Here is a 15753-nt window from a genome sequence, read left to right as displayed (position 1 = left end):
TGTGGGCCGTATGTCCCATAGTCCCGTTTCTTCACCGCCCCTTCTCAAGCCACAGGCGGCCACTAGGATCAGCACCGAGGGGCTGACCACGGGGAACGGCGGCCGCTGGAAGACACGAGAAGCGGGGAACAGGCATGCGGGAAGGCCGGTGGGTCACGGTCACCGAGTCCGAGTTCGATCACGAACGCCGTGGCCTGGAGGCGATCCGGGAGAAGCTGCCGGACTCCGACCCCTGGCGTGCCTGGTCGAACTTCACCTTCACCGCGAACACCGGTCACGTTCGGGAAGTCGACCTCCTGGTCGTCACTCCCGGCGGCGTCTGCATGATCGAGCTCAAGGACTGGCACGGCTCGGTCACGTCCGAGAACGGCACCTGGGTGCAGACCACTCCCGGCGGTCGCCGCCGGACGCACGGCAACCCGCTGCATCTGGTCAACCGCAAGGCCAAGGAACTGGCCGGCCTGCTCGCGCTGCCCGGCAACAAGCGGGTCTGGGTCGCCGAGGCCGTCTGCTTCACGGACAACGGCCTTCGTGTACGCCTGCCCGCCCACGACCAGAACGGCGTGTACACGGTCCACCAGCTGGTCGAGCTGCTCAAGCAGCCCCCGCGTGACGAGCGGCGCCGCATCACGGCGATCGGCTCGCGCGAGATCGAGGCGGCCCTCAAGAACATCGGCATCCGCAAGAGCGACGCGCAGTACAAGGTCGGCCCGTACGAGCTGGAGCGGAAGTCCTTCGACTCCGGGCCCACCTGGGCGGACTACCTCGCCCGTCACAGCGACCTGCCCGAGGCCGCCCGCGTCCGCATCTACCTCAGCGAGCGCGGCTCCGACGCCTCCCTGCGCCAGTCCGTCGAGAACGCCGCCCGGCGCGAAGCCGCCGTGCTGGGCCGTTTCAAGCACCCGGGCGTGGTCGAACTCAAGCAGTACTTCCCCTCCGGGCACGCCGCCGGTCCCGCGCTGATCTTCGACTACCACCCGGACACGCTGAAGCTGGACGAGTACCTGGTCCAGTACGGCGAGAAGCTGGACATCCTCGGCCGGATGGCACTGGTCCGCCAGATCGCCGAGACCATGCGCTCCGCGCACTCCAGCCGCATCCACCACCGGGCACTCGCCGCCCGCTCCGTGCTCGTCGTCCCCCGGCCACGCGGCGGGAAGGGCCGGGCCGTGGGGGAGGAGGCCGCCTGGCTCACCCCGCATCTCCAGATCTCCGACTGGCAGATCGCCACCCAGCGCAGCGGCGACTCCTCCCAGGGCCAGGGCATGACCCGCTTCGCGCCGACCGCCCTGTCCGCGATGCACCTGGCCGACGACGCCGACGCCTACCTCGCCCCCGAACTCACCGCCCTCAACCCCGACCCGGTCCACCTCGACGTGTACGGGCTCGGCGTCCTCACCTACCTGCTGGTCACCGGCAAGGCCCCGGCCGCCAGCCAGGCCGAGCTGCTGGCCCGCCTGGAGGCGGGGGAGGGCCTGCGCCCCAGCTCCCTGGTGGACGGCCTGTCCGAGGACGTGGACGAGCTGGTCCAGGCCGCCACCGCCTACCGGCCGGGCCAGCGCCTGTCCAGCGTGGACGAGTTCCTGGAGCTGCTGGAGGTCGTCGAGGACTCCCTCACTGCCCCCGCCCAGGCGGCCACCGCAACGGAGGAGCCGGCCGACGAGGACGACGGGACCGCCGCCGACAAGGACCCGCTGGAGGCTGTCGCCGGTGATGTGTTCGCCGGCCGGTGGGAGATCCGCCGCCGCCTCGGCACCGGCTCCACCAGCCGCGCCTTCCTCGTCCGCGACCTTCAGGCCGAAGCCCGCAGGACCCGCCCGCTGGCCGTGCTGAAGGTCGCCCTCTCCGACAGCCGCAGCGAGATCCTCGCCCGCGAGGCCGAGGCCATGGGACGCCTGCGCCCCCACTCCGGCATCATCCGCCTCGTCGAACCCGAGCCGCTGCACATCGGCGGCCGTACCGTCCTGGCACTGGAGTACGTCGGCGACGAGCGCGACGACAACGGGCAGAGCACCGAGGGCGGGGGCCGACCGCGCCGCCGTGAGGAGACCGTCTCCCGTCAGCTCCGCGACAACGGCCGCCTCCAGGTGGACCAGTTGGAGGCATACGGCGACTACCTCTTCGGAGCCGTCGACTTCCTGGAGGGTGAGGGCGTCTGGCACCGCGACATCAAGCCCGACAACATCGCCATCCGCATCCGCCCCAACCGCACCCGCGAACTCGTCCTCATCGACTTCTCCCTCGCCGGCTACCCGGCGAAGAGCACCAACGCGGGCACCGACGGCTACCTCGACCCCTTCGTCGACGTCATCACCCGCGGCTCGTACGACTCCCACGCCGAGCGGTACGCCGTCGCCGTCACCCTGCACCAGATGGCCTCCGGCGAGCTGCCCAAGTGGGGCGACGGCAGCGTCCTGCCACGCATGACCGACGCCAAGGAATGGCAGTATCCGACCATCGCGGCCGAGGCCTTCGACCCGGCCGTACGGGACGGTCTCGTCGCCTTCTTCCAGAAGGCCCTGCACCGCGACGCCGGCAAGCGGTTCCCCGAGCTGAAGCCGATGCGGGACGCCTGGCGCAAGGTCTTCCTCGACGCCTCCCAGACCGTCCCGTCCAGCCACCGTTCCCGCCACCCGGCCGCCGCGACCGCAGGGGAGGGGACACCCGCCGAGGTCGCCGCCGCGGTGGCGATCGCGGACGCCGAGCCGGAGACCGCCGAGCAGCAGCGCGACCGCCTCGCCGCCGAGGTCACCCGAGACACCCCGCTGACCGTCTCCGGCCTCACGCCCGCCGCCCAGTCCTTCCTCTACGGCCTCGGCATCACCACGGTCGGCGAACTGCTCGACTACAGCCGCCGCAAGCTCGTCAACGCCCCCGGACTGGGCGCCAAGACCCGCAACGAGGTCCAGCAGCGGCAGCGCGAGTGGGGCGAGCGGCTGCGCGAGATCCCCGTCTCGCCGCTCACCCCGAAGGGCCGCGCGGAGGCCAAGGAGGAGCTGGAGCAGCTCACCGCCGCCGAGTCGGCCCTCGTCGGCGAACTCGCCACGGGCGAGTCGGCGGGCGCCCTGTCCCCCCGCACGCTCCGCTCCGTCAGCCTCGACACCCTCGCCACCGTCTTCGTGCCAGCCGTCAACAACAACGGCTCCAACCGCAACAAGGCGGAGATGGTACGGCTGTTGCTGCGCCTGCCCGACGAGCACGGCGTACTGCCCGACATCGGGGTCTGGCCGAAGCAGAAGGACGTCGCGGACGCGCTCGCCCTGAGCCACGGCCGTATCCCGCAGATGCTCAAGGACGAGCGCAAACGCTGGAAGGCGGAGCCCGCCGTCCAGGCACTGCGCGAGGAGATCATCGACCTCCTGGTGAGCATGGGCCGCGTCGCCTCGGCGGTGGAGATCGCGGATGCCCTGGCGGTCCGGCGCGGCACGCACCTCGCGGGGCGCGAGCAGCGGCGCGCGATGGCGCTGGCGGCCGTACGAGCCGTGGTCGAGGTCGAGCAACTGCTGCCGCAGGAAGCCGAGTTCCAGCACCAGCCGAACCGCAAGACGACGGACGAGTCCCTGGGCGCCGGCCTGCTCGCCCTCGACGTACGGGAGAACGACGGCCCGGACACCCCGACCGCGCCGGGCCTGCTGGAGTACGCGACCCGCCTCGGCAAGACGGCCGACCGCCTCGCCAAGCTGGACACCCTGCCGACGGCCGCGACCGTCCTGGCCGAACTGGGCGCACTGACGGTGCCACCGGGCGCGGTGGACTGGGACGAGCGGCGCATGGTGGAACTGGCGGCTGCGGCCTCTGTGAACGCCGCCGCCACGCCACGCCTGGAGATCTACTCCCGCGACCTGTCGCTGGTCAGGGCGCTGCGCCTCACGCAGGCCGGGCTCGTCCGCTGGATCCCGGGTATGCCGGAGGGACAGCAGCCGGGCCTGACCGGCGAGGCCGTGCACGAGCGGGTCCGTGCCCGCTTCCCGGAGATGGTCGTCCCCGACGGGCGTGGCGGCACGCACCACGAACTGCCCACGGGCGGCCCGCTCACCAAGGCGCTGCGCGACGCCGGCTTCGAACTGTCGCTCAGCATGCACGAACGCGAGGGCGTACTGCGCTACCTGCCGACGCGGGTGGACGACGCGTCGAGCTACCTGACGACGGGCGCGTGGCGGCAGTCGACGCGTACGGGTGCGGTGACGCGGTACGCCGACGACCCGCAGCTCGCGGGCGCGGTACGCGCGGAGGAACGGCTCCTCGCCTCGGCCCGCCGGGATGGGTACCGGGTGCTGACCGTACGGCAGCAGCTGGTGCGGGACGCGGTGCGGGAGCTGGGCGCCGGGCGGCTGGGCACGCGGGCGGTGTCGGTGACGGAGCTGTTCCTGGAGGCCCTGCACGCGCAGGTCACTCCGGGCACTAAGCCCACCTGGGAGACCCTCCTCAAGGCGGACGCCGCCGAGCCGGGTTCGAGGGGCGCGGTGCGGTTCGCGGAGTACGCGCGGACGGCGTGGGGCGCGGTGGAGCCCCGGATCACGGAGTTGCTGGGCAACGGTGGTGGGGGCGGGGCCGGTCCTGTTGGTCCCGTCGGTCCTGTGCTGCTGACGGAGGCTGGGGTGTTCGCGCGGTACGACGCGATGGGCGTCCTGGACCGGCTGGCGTCGGCGGCCCGGCGGGGCGGGCGGGGGCTGTGGCTCCTGGTCCCGCAGAGCGACCCCTCGCGCGAGCCCCGGCTCGGGCAGGTGGCCGTGCCGTACCAGGCCGGCCTGGGGGAGTGGATTCAGCTTCCGGACACGTGGGTGGGCAACGCCCATCGCGGGTCCGGCGAGGTTGTGGCTAGCGCCAGTGGTGTCGAGGGAGACGCGAAGTGATTGACCGCAAGGCTCTGTTGAACGACCTGAAGCAGCAGGTCAAGGCGGTCGAGACCGACCTCGGGCGCCAGGTGAAGGCGCTGGGGGATGTCGGCGCGCGACTGAAGGCCGAGTACGACCAGGCGCGCAAGCTCGGGCGTACGGCGGCGACGTGGACCTCGTGGCTGGACGAGCGGGTCACTCAGGTTGCAGTGGCGTGGGTGCTGGGGAGTGTCTTCGTGCGGTTCTGCGAGGACAACCGGTTGATCCCGGAGCCGTACCTGACGGGCCCGGACGGTGACCGGCGGGAGCTGGCGGAGTCTCGGTACGACGCGTATGTGGAGTCGGACGAGGATCCGACGTACCGGGGGTGGCTGGAGAAGGCGTTCGAGGAGCTGGGGCAGGGGCAGGCGGGTCGGCTGCTTTTTGATAAGCGGCACAATCCGCTATATCAGGTTCCGCTTTCGCACGACGGTGCGCGGGAGTTGGTCGAGTTCTGGCGGGGGAGGGACGAGGCGGGCGTCCTCGTCCATGACTTCACCGATCCGCTGAACGAGGACGGTACGGAGGGGTGGGACACGCGGTTCCTGGGGGACCTGTACCAGGACCTGAGTGAGGCCGCGCGGAAGACGTACGCGCTGCTTCAGACGCCGGAGTTCGTGGAGGAGTTCATCCTCGACCGGACGATGAATCCGGCGGTGCGGGAGTTCGGGTACGAGGAACTGAAGATGATCGACCCCACGTGTGGGTCGGGGCACTTTGTGCTGGGGGCGTTTCGGCGGTTGGTGCGGCTGTGGGGGGAGGGACAACCGGGGAAGGACGTGCACGAGAGGGTAGCGGCTGCGCTGAAATCGGTGCACGGTGTGGACGTCAATCCGTTCGCTGTGGCTATTGCGCGGTTCCGACTGCTGGTTGCGGCGATGGCGGCGGGCGGCGTACGGACGCTGGCGGAGGCGGCGAAGTACGACTGGCCGGTACGTCTGGCGGTAGGAGACTCCCTGATCAAGTCCCGCCGCTCCCAGCAGGGCAACCTGTTCGACGGGGTGGACGAGGACTTCGTGGACGAGTTGGCCGAGTTCAAGTACGCGACAGAGGACTTGAACGAGTACCCGGACGTCTTGCGGCCGGGGCGGTATCACGTGGTGGTCGGGAACCCGCCGTACATCACGGTCAAAGACAAGACGCTCAACGCTCTCTACCGGGAGCTGTATCCGGCGTGTGCGGGCAAATACGCGCTGTCGGTGCCGTTTGCCCAGCGGTTCTTCGAACTGGCCAAGCGCGGGGATGCTGAGGGACGCGGCTACGGCATGGTCGGGCAGATCACCGCGAACTCCTTCATGAAGCGGGAGTTCGGGGCGAAGCTCATCGAGGGGTACTTTGGGCACGCGGTGGAGCTGACCGAGGTCATCGACACCTCGGGTGCCTACATTCCGGGGCACGGGACCCCGACGGTCATTCTCGTGGGCAAGCAGCGGGGTGGGGTTGGGCGATCGCCGGTCATCCGGACCGTTCGCAGTGTGCAGGGCGAGCCGTCCGCGCCGGACGTTGCCGAGGAAGGGCTGGTCTGGCAGGCGATCGTGGAACAGATCGACAAGCCTGGTTCGGTGAGCCAGTGGGTGTCCGTCGACGATCTTGAGCGCGAACGATACTTTGGCAAGCAGCCTTGGGTTCTCGCTGATGGCGGTCTGGAGATGGTCGAGCAGCTTCAAGCGGCTGCGGTCAAGAACCTTGTGGAATTGACCGAAACTAGCGGATTCTCGGCGATCACTGGCGACGACGATCTTTACTCTTTCCCTCGGCCGCTCGCTACCTGGGTGCCTGCGCATGGTGCACCTATGCGGCCGTTCTTGGAGGGTGATCAGATTCGGGACTGGGGCAGCTTCCCAGGCGCAGACGCTATCTATCCAATCGGCGTCAACCGGACTGATCGTGAACTATTGGAGTCGAGGGCTCTGTGGTCTGGGCGCCACATCCTTCGAAACACTCTGTACTTCGGCCAGACGAAGGAGCAGCGTGGTATTCCATGGTCCAACTACGCCTTCTATAAAGAAGACCGCCTCAATGCGGGTCGTCTGATCACCTTTGCATTCGTTGCAACATGCAACCACTTCGTGTTGGATCGGGGCGGGAAGGTGTTCAAGCAGTCCGCGCCGGTGATCAAGTTGCGGGAGGGGACTAGCGAGGAGGAGTACCTGCAGCTGCTTGGGCTGCTTAACAGTTCAGCGGCTGGATTCTGGCTCAAGCAAGTCAGTCAGTCAAAAGGCAATGGCGGTATCGGCGGTGGGATCTCAGACGAGTTCTGGGAGCACCGGTTCGAGTTCACCGGGACGAAGCTGGAGGAGTTCCCCCTCCCCGCTGCGTACCCCACCACACTCGGCACCGCGCTCGACGATCTGGCTCAGCGGCTCATCGCTGTCAGCCCTGCAACCGTGGCAGCCGAGGCCATTCCAACTGCCACGACCCTGCGAGAGGCGGCCTCCCGCTGGGAGTTGGCACGCGCGAGGATGGTAGCTCTCCAGGAGGAGCTGGACTGGCAGGTCTACTCTCTCTACAACCTCCACTCCGAGGATCTCCGCGTCTCCGACAATCCCAACATGCCCGCACTCAACCTAGGTGAGCGCGCCTTCGAGATCGTCCTCGCCCGTCGCGTCGCCGCAGGCGAGGCCAGCGACGAGTGGTTCAAGCGGCACAACTCCACCCCCATCACGGAGATCCCCACCCACTGGCCCGCCCTCTACCGGGAGATCGTCCAGAAGCGCATCGACGCAATCGAGTCGAACCGCGCCATCGGCATGGTCGAGCGCCCCGAGTACAAGCGCCGCTGGGCCACCGAGGGCTGGGACGCGCTCCAGGAGAAGGCCCTGCGCTCCTGGCTGCTCGACCGTATGGAGAACCGCGACCACTGGTTCGACCAGAACGGCCAGCCCGCCATCCTCACCCTGGCTCGCCTCACCGACGCGCTCTCCCGCGACGAGGACTTCGTCTCCGTAGCCAAGCTCTACGCGCCCCGCAAGGAACTTGCGAAGGTCGTCGCCGAGCTGATCACCGACGAGCACGTGCCGTTCCTCTCCGCCCTGCGCTACAAGCCCTCCGGCATGAAGAAGCGCGCCGACTGGGAAGAGGTGTGGGACCTCCAGCGCAAGGAGGACGCCGCGCCTGACGAGCCCGCCAAGCGAAAGATCCGGGACTCCATCCCCGTGCCGCCGAAGTACACCTCGGCCGACTTCCTCCGCGCCTCCTACTGGAAGGCACGCGGCAAGCTCGACGTACCCAAGGAGCGGTTCGTCTCGTACGGGCAGACCAATGCCGCCACCCCCGAGCTGTACGGGTGGGCTGGCTGGGACCAGCGGGAGCAGGCGCAGGCTCTCGCCACGTACTTCACCAACACCGCGCTGTCCACCGAGGAGATCACGCCGTTCCTCGCCGGCCTGCTGGAACTCCAGCCGTGGCTGTCCCAGTGGCACGGCGAGTTCGACATGCTCTACAGCGGCTCCCCGGCGGACTTTTTCGCCGGTTACCGTCAGCAGAAGCAGGGCGAGCATGGACTCACGGACGACGATCTCCGTAACTGGCAGCCCCCGGCCGCAACCCGAGGCCGTCGCGCCGCTGTGAAGAAGTAGCCGGAAACGACTCGGTGTTGTGCCCGTACGCTGATGCCGAGTCTGCCGGACGAGGGGCCACCCGGTGCGTGTGCGGGTGGCCCCCGGTCGTTACGCGCAGCTTCGCCCATACGGTCTTGCCGGGGGCGGCCGGGCGAGGAGTGACGCCCCAGTCGTCCGCGAGGGCGGCGACGAGGAGCAGGCCACGACCGGACTCGGATCCGGAGTCGAGAGTCGGGGGAGTGGACGGGGGCTGTTTCTCGGCGCGAGTGTCGGACACCTCGATGCGGAAGGTGCCCTCGGCCAGCGTGAGTTGGAGGTGGAAATCCCGGCCGGGGACGTGCCCGTGACGTACGGCGTTGGCGGTCAGTTCTGCCGTGATGAGGGTGAGCGTCTCGTTGGCCGGCGTCGTGTAGGGGTGGCCCCAGTCGTTCAGGCGGTGCGAGACGAGTCGTCGGGCGAGGCGGGCCCCGCGCGGAGTTGAGGTGAAGCGCATGGTGAACTCGCGTTCGGGTGCGGGATGCTGTGGCATATGCCCGTTCGGAGGAGTTGCTGACTTCATAGGGTCAACGGTTGCGGACACTGCGTAGCGTTGAACAGGAGCAACGCGCTGACGGGTACGGGCTGTACACGTGGGCGGTGCGCTTGTACGCGGTGTTGGCGTGACCGGTTCCCGGGCCGTGCGTTGGGCGGGCGGAGTCCGGTGACTGTGGTGGTCGTACGGGAGGAGTCGCAGCGTGGATGACGAGGTTCAGCAGCCGGAGTACGAGTTCGGGGCGGGCATTCTGGGCTTGTTCGGGCGGCAGTTGAAGCTGTTCCGGGAGCGGGCGGGGATGGACCGCGCGAAGCTCGGGTCGCTGACTGGTTACTCGGCCTCGACGATCGCGTCGTTCGAGCAGGGGAGACGTGTTCCGCCGCCGAAGTTCATCGATCAGGCCGATGAAGTGCTGGAAGCGGGTGGGGTGTTGAGCGCGAGCAAGGAGGAGGTGGCTCGGGCTCAGTATCCGGCGTTTTTCCGCAACGCGGCCAAGTTGGAGGCCGAGGCGGTTGTACTGCACGTGTACGCCACCCAGGCGGTGCCAGGCCTCTTGCAAACCGAGGAGTACGCGCGGGCGGTCTTCGCCATGTGGCGACCGCAGTTGGACGAAGAGGTGGTTGAGCAGCGGTTGGCCGCTCGACTGGCACGGCAGGAGATCTTCTCCCGACGCTCGGCACCGCATCTGAGCTTCGTGATCGAGGAGGCCGTACTTCTGCGTCCGCTCGGCGGAGAGGTTGTTTGGCGAGGCCAGTTGGAGCACCTCATGCTGATCGCGGAGAAGCGGAACGTGGAGATCCAGGTGATGCCGCTCTCCCGCCAGGAACACGCGGGATTGGCTGGTCCGTTCACCTTGATGGAGATGAAGGATGGGCGAAGGATCGCCTACGCGGAGGTACAAGGCGACAGTCGTGTGCACACGGAGCGCCAGAGGGTTCGGGAGCTTGAAGGTACGTACGGGACTCTGCGCGCACAGGCCCACACTCCGGCAGAATCACGTGCATTGATCGAGAAGCTGTTGGGAGAGAGATGAGCGGGGATAACGCCAGGCTCGGCCTGGACAGATTGGCCTGGTACAAGAGCAGTTACAGCGCTGGCAACGGCGGTGAATGCCTCGAGGTTGCCGTCCGCCCCGCCAGGGTGCACGTCCGCGACTCGAAGGACACAACCCGCGTCGCACTAACCGTGGAACCCACGACCTGGACCGCGTTCATCGAGTTCGCGACCCTCTGACAGGGGCGGGGCCCTCGGCGGGCGCGTGCTTGACGAGTGTCCCGCGCACGTCTCAGTGGGGAGTTCTTGTCGGACGTCAGCCGTAGGCTGTTGTTGGAAAACAAGGGGGAGACGATGACTGACGACCGCAAGGCAATCGTTCCGGTGTGGACGCTGGCGACCGGTGACGTCCAGGTGCCTGCACTCGCCGGAGACGAGCCGATGACGGCTGAGCGCTTGGCTGAACTGCGCAGTGTGCTGGCTGCCCTGGCCGACCAACCGATCGCCACACTTGAGGTACATCCGCTTCCCGACAAGCTCGACCGCAGCCGAGGTATCCCCCTCGATGCCGTGAGTCCCTTGGCACAGCACCTGTCGCAGCTCATCACGCAATCGGCGCGAACCTCCTCTGCGGCGGCTACGGCGACCGCTGTCGGCGAAGGCCTGTATCGCATGGTGGTTCCTGCGAAAGTTGCTGCCCAGTTCGGTCAGGGCATCGTTCGCCCGATGGCGTCGAAGGGGGCGGCCGGTGACATTTACGGTGCACTCGTGAACTCAACGGGGCGCATCGTCGATCAGGCGACGTTCATGCCAGTCGGTAAAGCGGCAGCCGCAGGCGCAGTCGGTGGAGCCGGTGCAACAGCCGGCGTCGCGGTCGCCGGCAGCGCGGCGCTCACCGTGGCCGCGCCGCTCGTACTCATGGCCGTAGCGGTGGGGGTGAGCGCGAATGCCGACTCCAAGCGCCAGCAGGCCATCGAACACATCACAGAACTGCTGGAGCAACTGCACGAACAGAAGCTCGAAGACGAGCACAGCGAACTCGACGGCTGCCGCGATGCCATCGACAAAGCCACCGCCATTCTGCTCGACCAGGGCAAGCTCGGTGTCTCGCTGGGACTGGACTCGGCAGTGCATGCCATCAACACGGCGCTGGGCGCCGCTGACCGCCGCCTTGCCCAGTGGCGGAGCGCACTCGACAAGCTGCCTGACGGCGAGGCCGTCGAGATCGGCACGCTGGCCAAGTCGTTCCCCGGCATCGACGACCATGGCGGCACATTCCGCACCCACCTCGAACTCGCCGCCTTGGCCATTGCGTTGAAGCGGCGGGTCGTCGTCCTGCAGGCCGTCGAGCATGCCCAGATCGACCCTGGCAACTTGTTCGAGAACTTTGCCCGCGTACTCAAGGCCGACCAGCAGCGCCTCGACACACTGGAGTCGAGCATCTCCGGTGTCCTGAAACGCCTGTCGGCGCTGGAACTGGCACGCCCGCAGGGTTTGCGGCCCGTCTTCACGACCGGTGAAGTCGATCGCCTGATGCGCGCGGCAAACCGGATTCGCAAGCTGGGCGACGGAGTCATGGCCAACAGCCGCACGACAGACGTGGCAATTGAGATTGCCCGCGACAAGGACGGCTCGGTGGTCGTGTTCCCTGCGCTGCCCGCGTAGGCGTAGGCGCGCTCGCACTGACTTGGTCTTTCTTGTCGGCGTCGGCGTTCGTCAGGCGGCTATGGGCGTGGTCTGTTTGAAGTCGTCACGCTGGGCGGTGGTGACCATGCGGGTACACGGGTGGATCTCGCCTCGGGTGTAGCCAGTCGCGTACCAGCGGATCGCTCAAGCCTGGGAGCGTGAGCGCTGATCTGCGTGGCGGGCGCGCGGCTTCAGCTGGTGCCCTGAGGGGGGTGCAGGCCGCGCCCCACAAGTTGCTTCCCCTTCTCCTGCGCTTGCTGATCACCGAGACCCGCGAACACCCGTCGGGGCACCTGACACCCGGGGCGGGGCCAGCGTGACGATCTCCCGGTCGAAGAAATCGTGGAATCCCTCGCCACGCTCATAAAGTGCATCGAATCCGGCGTTCGTTTCCCGGATCAGTGAGCGGTCGGTGTAGCGGTTGGCTCCGGCCGCGTTTCCGTCCTCGTCGTAAACGACCTCATACATGGCTACATCGCCGAGAATCACTACTTCTGGAACCGGGCGAGTCCGCTCGATGTTCGAAATATCGTGAGCGTCGAGAACCTTGATGTCGTCGCCCAGGTCCACGCGTACGCGCAGGACGAACAACTCCCATTGCACATACGGTGTGATCGGGAATTCCACGACGCGCAGGCGGCGGTGTCTGATGCCCAGTCGTGACGCCTGGCGGAGTTCCTCGGCGTAGTCCTCGCGCCTCTCCTCGGCCAGGGAGAGAGCCCTCTCCCAGTCGCCTTCGGCGAAGGCCTCCCAGCTCGGGAAGCCGCGCTCCTGGAAGTGCTGGCCGCGCTCGAGCTTGTTGAGGAAGCCGATCCCGCTGGAGTAGAACCGGCCCAAGTCCGCGTGGTACGTGGGGCGGTCCAGGCGTTCGGAGGTGCCGCCGGGGAAGGAGTCAAACACTGGGGATGTCCGGCTTCGCCGCGATGAGCATGTTCCTGGGGATGACCACGAGGCGTTCGTCCGACCCGATCGAGACCCCGTCCGGCAGGTTCCTGCCGAGTGACTGGGTGAGGTCCCGGCCGATGACAGCGATGTCGCCGTTGGTGAGTTCCCAGATGTCCGGGCAGTCAGGAGTCCCGGTTGTGTTTCCGAGTTCCTGGGGTGTTTTGCCCAGTCGCTGTTTGAAACCTGTGTCCGGATCCGCTTCCCATGGCCTGGCCATTTCCGTCGCCCCCTCGATCGGTTGGGATACCTCACTGTAGCCTGCAACTTGCTTGGCTGACATGTGTGGGAACCGGCCCACGGGGGTAATGGCGAGGATTGATTCATCCTTGTCTCATGTCGCTCAGGGCTGGAATGATATTGACCGGAAAGAAAATCATGTCAACGCCTGACAGGTGACGTTTTCCAACTGTGCCATCGGATAATCGGGTGAACGGAGGGACGGCTGTGGACCCAGAAGTGGCCTTGCTCGCACAGAGCGCGGGGACCACCTTGGTCGCGTTGATGGCGACCGATGCCTGGCATCGTGCGCGGGACGGGATCACACAGCTCTGGCGCCGGACGCAACCCGAGCGCGCCGAGACCGTCGCCGCCGAGTTGGAGGCCGGTCGTGAGGACGTGCTGGCCGCCGCGGCGGCGGACGACCAGGAGACCCTGGACGAACTGCGCCTTCAGTGGCAGGGGTTGGTGCGGCGGCTGCTCGTCGCCCGGCCCGCCGCCATCGGGGAACTGCGCGCGCTGCTGGACCAACTCGATCCCGGTGGTTCGGCCGCCCGGCAGATCACCCAGCACGCCACCGCGTCCGGTCAGGCCCGGGTCTACCAAGCCGGACGTGACCAGCACATCGCCGAACGATGACGGGCGGGACGGACGGCCACGCCGAGGACCAGGGACGCGTCTACCAGTCGTCGGGCGACCAGCACATCAGCGAACACCACCACTACGGCGGTGACGGGCCGGAGCACGGCGGACCGGACTCGGTGCGACGCCCGGCCGTCGGCCGGCCCCCCGTAGCGCTCCGCGACCGCAGCGACGTGATGGAACGCCTGCGGGCGAGCGTCGAGGCGGAGCGCGGCGGCCAGGTCTACGTGCTGTACGGCATGGGCGGCTCGGGCAAGACGGCGGTCGCCTGCACCCTGTTCCAGGAAGTCACCGGAGAACAGGGCCGGGTGGGCCTGTGGGTCAACGCCTCCGACCGTGCGAGCCTGCGCGCCGGCATGCTCGCCGTCGCCGCCGACCGAGGAGCGGGCGACGGCGAACTGCTCGCCGCACGCAACGGCCTCAGACCTGCCGCCGATCTCGCCTGGACGTATCTCGACCGTTCCGCCGAACCCTGGTTACTGGTCCTGGACAACACCGACGAGCCGGAGATCCTGCGGGACGGCGACTGGCTGCGCACCAGCCCGCGCGGCATCGTCCTGGTGACCACACGGCGGGCGGCGGCCCGGTGGTGGCCGGGCGCCGAGCTGCAGTACATCGGCGTACTGCCCCGAGAGGACGCCGCGCTCGTGCTGCGCGATCTCGCACCGGACAGCGGTACGACGGAGCAGGCGGCGCGGGTCGCGGACCGGCTCGGGCGGCTGCCCCTCGCCCTCACCCTGGCGGGCGGCTTCCTCTCCCACCAGGTCATCGACCCCTGGACGATGGACGCCTACGGGGACCAGCTCGACGGAGACGAACGGGTCCAGCTGATCGACCGGGGAGCCGACGCGCTGTCCGAAGCGGACCCTCGCCATCTGGTCGGCCTGACCTGGCAGCTGACCCTCGACGCGTTCGAAGTGCGCGGGCTGCCCGAAGCGGCGGCCCTGCTCAGACTGCTGGCCCGGTTCGCCGCCGAGCCGCTGCCGCTGACCCTGCTCAACCACGCCGACATCGGCGCCGTACTGCCTCGTGCCCGAACCGAGACAGGCCTCAGAGCCCTCCTCGACCAGTCGCTGTCCGAACTGGTCGACGCCGCCGGCGCGCGCTGCGTACAGAGTCACGGCATCCTGCTCGACAGCGTCTCGGCGGCGACCCCCGCGGATATGGTGCCCGCCCTCGACACGACAGCCGTCCGGCTGCTCGACGCGGCCGTGCCCGGCGTACCCGACGCGGGTCCGTACGATCCGCGACTGCGCCTGCTGGTACCTCACGCGCTGGCCCTGCTGGGGCACATCCGCGGGCCGTCCGCCGCCGACGCCCTGGCCGTCGCGACGCGGCTGTCGGTCGCCCTGCACCGGACCGGTGACTACCTCTCCGCCTGGGAGACCGCCCGAAGCGCGGCGGACCTCGCACAGCGACTCCTCGGCGCGGACCACCGTACGGTCCTCGCCGCCCGCTCCAGGGCGGGGCGGGCACTGTTCCGGCTGGGCAGGTACGCCGAAGCCGAAGCGGCGCTCCGCGCGGTCCGGGACGTGCAGGAGCGCCTGTTCGGCGCCGACGACTCCGACACCACGGACAGCGGCTACGGACTCCAGCTCGTGCTGGCGAACCTCGGCAGACGCGAGGAATCCGTCGCGCTGCTCCGCGACACCGTCGCCGGGCGGCGCTCAGCGCTGGGCCCCACGCATCCGCTGACCCTGCGGGCCCGCGCCAGCCTGCTGGAGATGCTGCCCGCCGCCGAAGTGGTCACCGAGGAAGGCGGCGCACTGCTCACACTGCCGTCGGAATGCGATCGGTCCCTCGGCCCCGACCACACCGTGACACTGGGCGCCCGGCACAACCACGCGTGGGCGCTGTACCTCCTGGGCCGCTTCGACGAGGCCGACCGTGAGATCCGGCGGGTCGCCGAGACGTATGTGCGGCGCTTCGGGCCCGAGTACCCGATCGTGCTCGCCGCCCGGCAACTCCTCTCCCGGACCCGGGCCGCGCTCGGACACGTGGAGGAGGGGATCGCGCTGATGACCGACGTCGTCGAGCGGCGGGACCGCGACCTGGGCCCCGAACACCCCTTCACGGTCGCGAGCCGACAACTGCTGGACGCCTACTGGTCAGGGCGATGGCGGCCGTAGTGCTGCCGTAGTGCTGACGACGGGACGGGAGCGGCCCGCGCGGACCGTGCGCGCGGGTATACGGCACGGGGTCGATGGGAGTACCGATGTAGGGTGCTATGCGCAGGCCGTACGGGTGACGTTCAGTACGAGGGGGACGAAGAGTGCCGACGCCGCGAACCCGTCCGACCTGACCC

At 68.5% G+C, this 15753-nt stretch carries 10 protein-coding genes; 7 read left to right on the top strand and 3 right to left on the bottom strand.

The window, feature by feature from the left end:
• The first annotated feature begins 134 nt into the window (after positions 1-134).
• Positions 135-4853 (top strand): BREX system serine/threonine kinase PglW, encoded by a 4719-nt coding sequence (gene pglW, locus ACH4TV_RS02565; protein ID WP_398393443.1) that lies wholly within the window; start codon positions 135-137, stop codon positions 4851-4853.
• Positions 4850-8452 (top strand): BREX-2 system adenine-specific DNA-methyltransferase PglX, encoded by a 3603-nt coding sequence (gene pglX / locus ACH4TV_RS02560; RefSeq protein WP_398393441.1) that lies wholly within the window; start codon positions 4850-4852, stop codon positions 8450-8452. Before pglW ends, pglX begins: the two co-directional genes overlap by 4 nt.
• Here the strand turns inward: pglX and ACH4TV_RS02555 are convergent.
• On the bottom strand, positions 8379-8963 hold the full coding sequence (locus ACH4TV_RS02555) for an ATP-binding protein (RefSeq protein ID WP_398393439.1): 585 nt from the start codon (positions 8961-8963) through the stop codon (positions 8379-8381). The two genes, pglX and ACH4TV_RS02555, sit on opposite strands and share 74 nt — an antisense overlap.
• Positions 8964-9168: 205 nt before the next feature.
• On the opposite strand from ACH4TV_RS02555, the gene ACH4TV_RS02550 reads away from it, so the two are divergent.
• The 3 genes from ACH4TV_RS02550 (at position 9169) to ACH4TV_RS02540 (ending at position 11624) form a co-directional block, all read left to right on the top strand.
• The gene (locus tag ACH4TV_RS02550; RefSeq protein ID WP_398393437.1) at positions 9169-9999 is read left to right on the top strand and encodes a helix-turn-helix domain-containing protein; all 831 of its coding nucleotides are present in this window, start codon (positions 9169-9171) and stop codon (positions 9997-9999) included.
• The gene (locus ACH4TV_RS02545) at positions 9996-10199 is read left to right on the top strand and encodes a DUF397 domain-containing protein (RefSeq protein WP_398393435.1); all 204 of its coding nucleotides are present in this window, start codon (positions 9996-9998) and stop codon (positions 10197-10199) included. Before ACH4TV_RS02550 ends, ACH4TV_RS02545 begins: the two co-directional genes overlap by 4 nt.
• Positions 10200-10313: 114 nt before the next feature.
• Positions 10314-11624 carry a hypothetical protein gene (locus ACH4TV_RS02540; RefSeq protein WP_398393433.1) on the top strand — a complete coding sequence of 437 codons (1311 nt, stop codon included), beginning with the start codon at positions 10314-10316 and terminating at the stop codon, positions 11622-11624.
• 282 nt (positions 11625-11906) lie between these two features.
• Here ACH4TV_RS02540 and ACH4TV_RS02535 read toward each other — a convergent pair whose 3' ends face one another.
• Together ACH4TV_RS02535 and ACH4TV_RS02530 are read right to left on the bottom strand one after the other, a co-directional pair.
• Positions 11907-12545 carry a DUF6879 family protein gene (locus ACH4TV_RS02535; protein WP_398393432.1) on the bottom strand — a complete coding sequence of 213 codons (639 nt, stop codon included), beginning with the start codon at positions 12543-12545 and terminating at the stop codon, positions 11907-11909.
• Positions 12538-12807 carry a hypothetical protein gene (locus ACH4TV_RS02530; protein ID WP_266513328.1) on the bottom strand — a complete coding sequence of 90 codons (270 nt, stop codon included), beginning with the start codon at positions 12805-12807 and terminating at the stop codon, positions 12538-12540. Before ACH4TV_RS02530 ends, ACH4TV_RS02535 begins: the two co-directional genes overlap by 8 nt.
• A 227-nt stretch (positions 12808-13034) precedes the next feature.
• Here ACH4TV_RS02530 and ACH4TV_RS02525 point away from each other — a divergent pair, with 227 nt between their 5' ends.
• Together ACH4TV_RS02525 and ACH4TV_RS02520 are read left to right on the top strand one after the other, a co-directional pair.
• Positions 13035-13445: a hypothetical protein gene (locus tag ACH4TV_RS02525; protein ID WP_398393430.1), complete on the top strand. Its 411-nt coding sequence runs from the start codon at positions 13035-13037 to the stop codon at positions 13443-13445.
• A complete protein-coding gene (locus ACH4TV_RS02520; RefSeq protein ID WP_398393428.1) occupies positions 13442-15577 on the top strand; it encodes a tetratricopeptide repeat protein in 2136 nt (711 codons plus the stop codon). Before ACH4TV_RS02525 ends, ACH4TV_RS02520 begins: the two co-directional genes overlap by 4 nt.
• The last annotated feature ends 176 nt before the right edge of the window (positions 15578-15753 follow it).

This window comes from Streptomyces sp. NPDC020898 (assembly GCF_044333925.1).
Classification (GTDB): domain Bacteria; phylum Actinomycetota; class Actinomycetes; order Streptomycetales; family Streptomycetaceae; genus Streptomyces.
This window is presented reverse-complemented; position numbering and strand designations above follow the sequence as displayed.

What these genes read in the sequence shown, in the direction of transcription:
- pglW (WP_398393443.1), top strand. Translation starts at nt 135, where the DNA reads ATGCGGGAAGGCCGGTGGGTCACGGTCACCGAGTCCGAGTTCGATCAC.
- ACH4TV_RS02555 (WP_398393439.1), bottom strand. Translation starts at nt 8,963, where the DNA reads ATGCCACAGCATCCCGCACCCGAACGCGAGTTCACCATGCGCTTCACC.
- ACH4TV_RS02545 (WP_398393435.1), top strand. Translation starts at nt 9,996, where the DNA reads ATGAGCGGGGATAACGCCAGGCTCGGCCTGGACAGATTGGCCTGGTAC.
- ACH4TV_RS02540 (WP_398393433.1), top strand. Translation starts at nt 10,314, where the DNA reads ATGACTGACGACCGCAAGGCAATCGTTCCGGTGTGGACGCTGGCGACC.
- ACH4TV_RS02530 (WP_266513328.1), bottom strand. Translation starts at nt 12,807, where the DNA reads ATGGCCAGGCCATGGGAAGCGGATCCGGACACAGGTTTCAAACAGCGA.
- ACH4TV_RS02520 (WP_398393428.1), top strand. Translation starts at nt 13,442, where the DNA reads ATGACGGGCGGGACGGACGGCCACGCCGAGGACCAGGGACGCGTCTAC.